The sequence below is a fragment of the Microbacterium sp. UBA3394 genome, assembly GCF_002358725.1.
Taxonomy (GTDB): Bacteria; Actinomycetota; Actinomycetes; order Actinomycetales; family Microbacteriaceae; genus Microbacterium; species Microbacterium luteum.
Genome location: NZ_DEPK01000167.1, coordinates 6,301 through 11,774, shown reverse-complemented (window position 1 = coordinate 11,774; position 5,474 = coordinate 6,301). Strand labels below are relative to the sequence as shown.

Annotated in this window: 8 protein-coding genes; 5 read left to right on the top strand and 3 right to left on the bottom strand. The window is 68.2% G+C overall.

What is annotated here, in order from left to right:
* Positions 1 to 51 precede the first annotated feature (51 nt).
* Entirely contained in the window at positions 52 to 1,506 is a 1,455-nt protein-coding gene (locus tag B4E30_RS09990; protein WP_194384664.1) for a TrkH family potassium uptake protein, read from the bottom strand.
* An 84-nt stretch (positions 1,507 to 1,590) separates the two neighbouring features.
* Between B4E30_RS09990 and B4E30_RS09985 the strand changes: the two genes are divergently transcribed.
* The 4 genes from B4E30_RS09985 (at position 1,591) to B4E30_RS09970 (ending at position 2,936) form a co-directional block, all read left to right on the top strand.
* Positions 1,591 to 1,998, top strand: a complete 408-nt coding sequence (locus tag B4E30_RS09985) for an ArsR/SmtB family transcription factor (RefSeq protein WP_194384665.1) — start codon at positions 1,591 to 1,593, stop codon at positions 1,996 to 1,998.
* A gap of 116 nt (positions 1,999 to 2,114) precedes the next feature.
* Entirely contained in the window at positions 2,115 to 2,306 is a 192-nt protein-coding gene (locus tag B4E30_RS09980) for a helix-turn-helix domain-containing protein (protein WP_071043939.1), read from the top strand.
* Between the two features lie 131 nt (positions 2,307 to 2,437).
* The gene (locus tag B4E30_RS09975; RefSeq protein ID WP_003792170.1) at positions 2,438 to 2,536 is read left to right on the top strand and encodes a 30S ribosomal protein bS22; all 99 of its coding nucleotides are present in this window, start codon (positions 2,438 to 2,440) and stop codon (positions 2,534 to 2,536) included.
* A 106-nt stretch (positions 2,537 to 2,642) separates the two neighbouring features.
* Positions 2,643 to 2,936 carry a rhodanese-like domain-containing protein gene (locus B4E30_RS09970; RefSeq protein ID WP_071043938.1) on the top strand — a complete coding sequence of 98 codons (294 nt, stop codon included), beginning with the start codon at positions 2,643 to 2,645 and terminating at the stop codon, positions 2,934 to 2,936.
* Here the strand turns inward: B4E30_RS09970 and B4E30_RS09965 are convergent.
* Positions 2,918 to 4,132 (bottom strand): mechanosensitive ion channel family protein, encoded by a 1,215-nt coding sequence (locus tag B4E30_RS09965; protein WP_286795115.1) that lies wholly within the window; start codon positions 4,130 to 4,132, stop codon positions 2,918 to 2,920. The two genes, B4E30_RS09970 and B4E30_RS09965, sit on opposite strands and share 19 nt — an antisense overlap.
* Positions 4,133 to 4,249: 117 nt before the next feature.
* Between B4E30_RS09965 and B4E30_RS09960 the strand changes: the two genes are divergently transcribed.
* Positions 4,250 to 4,492: a glutaredoxin family protein gene (locus B4E30_RS09960; RefSeq protein ID WP_286795113.1), complete on the top strand. Its 243-nt coding sequence runs from the start codon at positions 4,250 to 4,252 to the stop codon at positions 4,490 to 4,492.
* Positions 4,493 to 4,499: 7 nt separating this feature from the next.
* On the opposite strand, the gene aspS is transcribed toward B4E30_RS09960, so the two are convergent.
* The coding region (aspS, locus tag B4E30_RS09955) for an aspartate--tRNA(Asn) ligase (RefSeq protein ID WP_286795110.1) at positions 4,500 to 5,474 on the bottom strand (975 nt) is incomplete at its 5' end.

Genomic DNA, 5,474 nt, shown 5'->3' with positions numbered 1-5,474 from the left:
CCGAAGCGCCCGAGACCGATCACGAGGACGGGTGCGTCGCCGCGGATGCGCTCAACCAACGATGGGCCTTTCGACGGGCAGCGAGTACAGCTGCGATCGGGATGTCGCGGCCACGGCCGCGGCGAGTGTCACTGTACCAATGCGCCCCATGAAGATCGTCGCGGCCATGACGTAGACGGCGGGGTCGGGCAGGGACTGCGTGAGGCCGGTGGACAGCCCGACGGTGCCGAAGGCGGAGATCACATCGAACAGCACGTGCGCGACGGGGGCGTGGGTGATCTGCGCGATCACGATGGTCGACAGCGCCACGATGGTCGATCCCCACGCGACGACCGAAAGCGCCACACGCTGCACGTCGCTCGGGATGCGGCGGCTGAAGACCTCCACGGTGGTGCGGCCCTTGGCCTCCGACCAGACGGCCAGGGCGAGCACGGCGAGCGTCGTCACCTTGATGCCGCCCGCGGTGGACGCCGAGCCGCCGCCGACGAACATGAGCATGGATCCCACGACCTGCGACGACCCGTAGAGCTCGCCGATGTCGATGACGGAGAACCCGCCCGATCTCGTCATCGCGGACAGGAAGAAGGCCTGGAAGGTGGTGTCCCACGCGTCCATCGAGCCGAACGTGCCGGGGTTGTCGTACTCCAGCGCGAGGAACGCGATGGCACCGGCGACGAACAGCAGCGTGGTGGTGATGAGGGTGAGCTTGGTGTGCAGCGACCACCGCCCCACGTGCCACACGTGCCGGGAGAGCGTGTAGATGACGGGGAAGCCGATGCTGCCGAGGAAGACGCTGGTCATCAGCACGGTGAGCAGGAAGTAGTCGTCGGCGAAGGGCTCGAGGCCGCCGACGTTCGGGGTGAAGCCGGTGTTCGTGAATGACATCGCCGCGTAGTACGGCGCCTCCCAGAGCGCCATGAGCGGGTCGACCTCGGCCATGACGAGCGCGGGGTACAGCAGCACCGCGACGATCGCCTCGATGACCAGCGTCGACAGCGCCACGGTGCGAAGCAGCTGGCCCACTTCGCCGAGCCGCACCGTCTGGCCCTCGTTGACCGGTCCACCGTGAGCGCGCATGGGGTTGGTGTCGCCCGCGGCGATCAGCTTGGCACGCAGACCCAGTCGCTTCGAGATCACGAGACCCAGGATGGAGGCGAGCGTCAGCACGCCCATCCCGCCGATGTTGACGCCGAGGAAGATCACCACGTTGCCGAAGGGCGACCAGTGGGTGGCCATGTCGACGGTGACCAGCCCCGTCACGCAGATCGTCGACACCGCCGTGAACAGGGCGTCGGCCAGCGGCGTCGCGCGGCCGCTGGCCGAAGCGATCGGGAGCGAAAGCAGGCTCGTGAAGATCAGGATGAGCGTGCCGAAGACGAGGATGGCGAAGCGCGAGGGCGACGAGGTGGCGAAGTCGCGGCCGAACTCCCCGACCTGACGCAGGCGGTGACGCCACCCCGCCGACGGTGCGCGGCGTTGCGGCGCAGCCGGTCGGCTCGTCGCCATGCACCGCCCCCTCGTCTGTGTCGTCTTCTCCGAGCGAAAGTCGACCTCATGGTACTCCGGTGCGCGTCCGGCTAACCTAACCACATGGCGGACATCTTCGACGTGATCGCAGACGGAACGCGTCGCGACATCCTCCGACTGCTCCTCGATCGCGCATCCTCCGGCCAGGACGGCACGAGCGTTTCGAACATCGTGGGCGAGCTCGGCGTGAGTCAGCCGACGGTGTCGAAGCACCTGAAGGTGCTGCGCGAGGCGCACCTGGTGTCGGTGCGGGAGGAGGGGCAGCACCGCTACTACAGCCTCTCCGCGGAACCGCTCGACGAGGTCGACGACTGGCTCGTGCCCTTCTTCACGCACAGCGACGACCTGCAGGCGGTCGCCTCCGGGGCCCTGCCGGATTCCGCCGCCCACGCCGCGGAGGTCGTGGGGAGGGCCGCCGCATCCGCCAAGCACGTGGTCACGAACGCGTGGCGCCGGCTGCCCGGACGCTGAATCGCGCCGACGCGCTCGAGTCACACGAGTCACACGGGTTTACACGCGTCGCGCGCAGGTCATAGACTCCTCCCAGGATCAGGGAGATCCGACTGGGACGCACGAGAGGGGACATCGTGGCCGAACTTCCCGACGTGCGCTTCCTCACCGTCGCAGAGGTCGCTGAACTGATGCGCGTATCGAAGATGACCGTCTATCGACTGGTGCACTCCGGCGAGCTGCCGGCGGTGCGATTCGGGCGCAGCTACCGGGTGCCGGAGTCGGCCGTGACGGCCGCCATGGAGCGGCCGATCGCCGACGCGGGCTGATCGCTGCCGGCGCGCGCGAGGACCGCGCGCGCATTTGATAAGCTGTTCCGAGGCATTTTTCGCATCTGCCCGTTCCCGGACGCGATCCGACCGTGGATGTGCGTCCAGACTTCGACTTAGTGAGGTTTTCCGTGGGTTCTGTCATCAAGAAGCGCCGCAAGCGCATGGCGAAGAAGAAGCATCGCAAGCTGCTTCGCAAGACTCGTCACCAGCGCCGCAACAAGAAGTAAGCGGCTTCCACACCGAGCGCCTGTCCTCCGGACGGGCGCTTCGTGTTTTCTGACAGAATTGCTGGCGGCCATGACGGCCGTATGCACCATTTCGACCCGAGGCACCATGCAGACCATCACCGTCCACGAGCTCACCGAGCGTGGATCCATCCCCGTCATCGACGTGCGCGAACCGCACGAATACGCCGCCGGCCACGTGCCCGGCGCCGTCAACATCCCCATGTCGGTCTTCGGCGAGCGGCTCGCGGAGCTGCCCGACGGGCCGATGAACATCATCTGCGAACTCGGCGGACGCTCCGCGAGCATCGTGCAGGCGCTCGAACAGCGCGGCTACGACGCGACGAACGTCGAGGGCGGCACGTCGGAGTGGATCGCGGCGGGCTACCCGGTCGAGCGGTGACCCGCCCCCGCAGCGGACTCGGCGGAGGCATCGTCGGCGTCGTCCTCCGGTGAGACGATCGGCACGCCCTGCGTGAAGGTGCTCGCGCGCTGCTGGGCGGCGACGCTGCCGGTGAACAGCCCATCGACGTCGCCGCGCGGGGCCTCGGCCTCGACGTGGCCGGTGTCGGCGGTCATCATGACGCGCTGCACCGGCAGGGCCGTCGGCATCTGGCGCTGTACCCAGTCGACAAGCGCCTCGCGCACGAAGCAGCGCAGATCGAACAGCGTCGGGGCGTCCTGCGCGGTCACGAGCACGCGTACGCGCACGAGCCCGCCGGTCGCCTCGGTGACCTGCAGCACCGACGCGCGGCCGTCCCACAGCTCGGTCTCGGCGAGCACGCGCTCGAGGTGCTCGCGCATCCGCGTGGGAGAAACGCGCCAGTCGAGGTCGAGCTCGATCGATCCGAGCAGCTCGCTGCCCTCGCGCGTCCAGTTCTGGAACGGCGTGGTGGTGAAGTAGGTGCACGGGAGCACCAGACGGCGGTCGTCCCACAGGTCGAGCACGACGTAGCTGAGGGTGATCTCGCCGACCCGCCCCCATTCGCCCTCGACGACGATGACATCGTCGACCCGCAGAGCCTCGCTGAAGACGAGCTGGATGCCGGCGAACATGTTCGCCAGCACGGACTGCGCCGCCAGGCCCGCGACGATCGACGCGATGCCGGCAGAGGCGAGCACGCTCGCGCCGATGGTCTGCACCGCGGGGAAGGTCAGCAGGGCCGCGCCGACCGCGATCACGACGATGATGGCGATGGCCAGCCGCCGGAGGATGAGCGTCTGGGTGCGGATGCGCCGTGCGACGCGATTGTCGGGGATGTCGATGCGGTACTGGCCGATCGCGAGGTCGGTCGCGAAGAGCACGGCGGCGATCATCAGCCAGCTGCCGGCGGCGATCACGAGGATCGTGAAGAGCTGGTTGATGCCCGGCATCCACTCCTCACGCGGCCCCGGGAAGGCGGTCAGGAGCGCGATCCACACGGCGATGACGAGCAGCAGCGCCCGGAACGGGCGTCGCCCCCGCCGGATCATCAGGGTCGACCACGCGCGCCGGCGTCCGGCGGTGCGCACGGCCAGGGCGACCAGGGCGGCGACGACGACGGCGCCGATGAGGGCCGAGACGAGGACGATGGCGAACTGCAACCAGGGATCGAGCATCGGGTACTCCTGCGGATCGGGGGATCGGGACGTGACGCGACGCTGCGAGGGCGTCCAGATTACGGGTGAGACCCCTCAGGCGACGAGCCCTTGACCGCTCCTGCCTAGGATTGTCAGGTGACGACGATCACTCTCATAGGCAAGCCGGAGTGCCATCTGTGCGACGTGGCGCGCGAGGTGGTCGATCTCGTGGTCTCCGAGTCGGGGCGGGATGTCGTGATCGAGGAGCGCTCGATCCTCGACGACGCCGATCTCTACGCGCGATGGTGGGAGAAGATCCCGGTCGTTCTCATCGACGGCGAGTTCCACGCGCACTGGCGCGTGTCGGCCGATCGCCTGCGCGCCGCGCTGACGCCCTGACGATCGGTCAGGGCGCCAGGCGGGTGGGGCCCCGGAAGAGGTAGGTCACCTCGCGGATCGAGTCCTGACCGAGCAGGAGCATCAGCACGCGGGCCAGGCCCATCCCGAACCCGCCGTGGGGCGGAGCGCCGTAGCGGAAGAAATCCAGGTAGAACTCGAGGTGCTCGGGCTCGAGTCCCTTATCCTTCGCCTGCTCGATGAGCACGTCCACGCGGTGTTCGCGCTGTGCGCCCGTGGTGATCTCGACGCCGTTGTAGAGCAGGTCGTAGCTCTTGGTGAGCCCCGTCTCCTCGTCGCGCATGTGGTAGAAGGCGCGGATCTCGGGGTGGTAGTCGGTGATGAACACGAACGGGTGGCCGTAGGTCTCCGCCACGTGCGCGGCGATCTGACGCTCGCCCTCGGGGTCGAGGTCGCCGTCGGTGCGGGGGATCTCGTATCCGCGGGCGGCCACGATCTCGCGTGCCTCCGCGAGCGGGATGCGCGGGAAGGGCACCGTGGGCGCCACGACGTCGAGGTCGAAGAGCTCCTTGATCTCGTCGCCGTGCTTGTCGGCGACGGCCTGGATCGCGGTGGCCAGGAGCTCCTCCTGCATCGCGGCGACGTCTTCCCAGCCGTCGATCCAGCTGATCTCGGCGTCGATCGAGGTGAACTCGGTGGCGTGGCGGCTCGTGAACGAGGGGTCGGCGCGGAAGGCGGGCGCGATCTCGAAGATCTTGCCGAAGCCGGCGACCTGGGCCATCTGCTTGAAGAACTGCGGCGACTGCGCGAGGTAGGCCGTCTTGTCCTCGAAGTAGGGCACCTCGAAGAGCTCGGCGTTGGACTCCGACGCCGACGCCATGAGCTTGGGGGAGTGCACCTCGATGTAGTCGCGCTCGATCCAGTACGAGCGCATCGCGTGCTCGAGGGTGGTCTGCACGCGGAAGACGAGGTTGTTGCGGCGCTGGCGCAGGTCGAGGAAGCGCCAGTCCATGCGCTTGTCGAG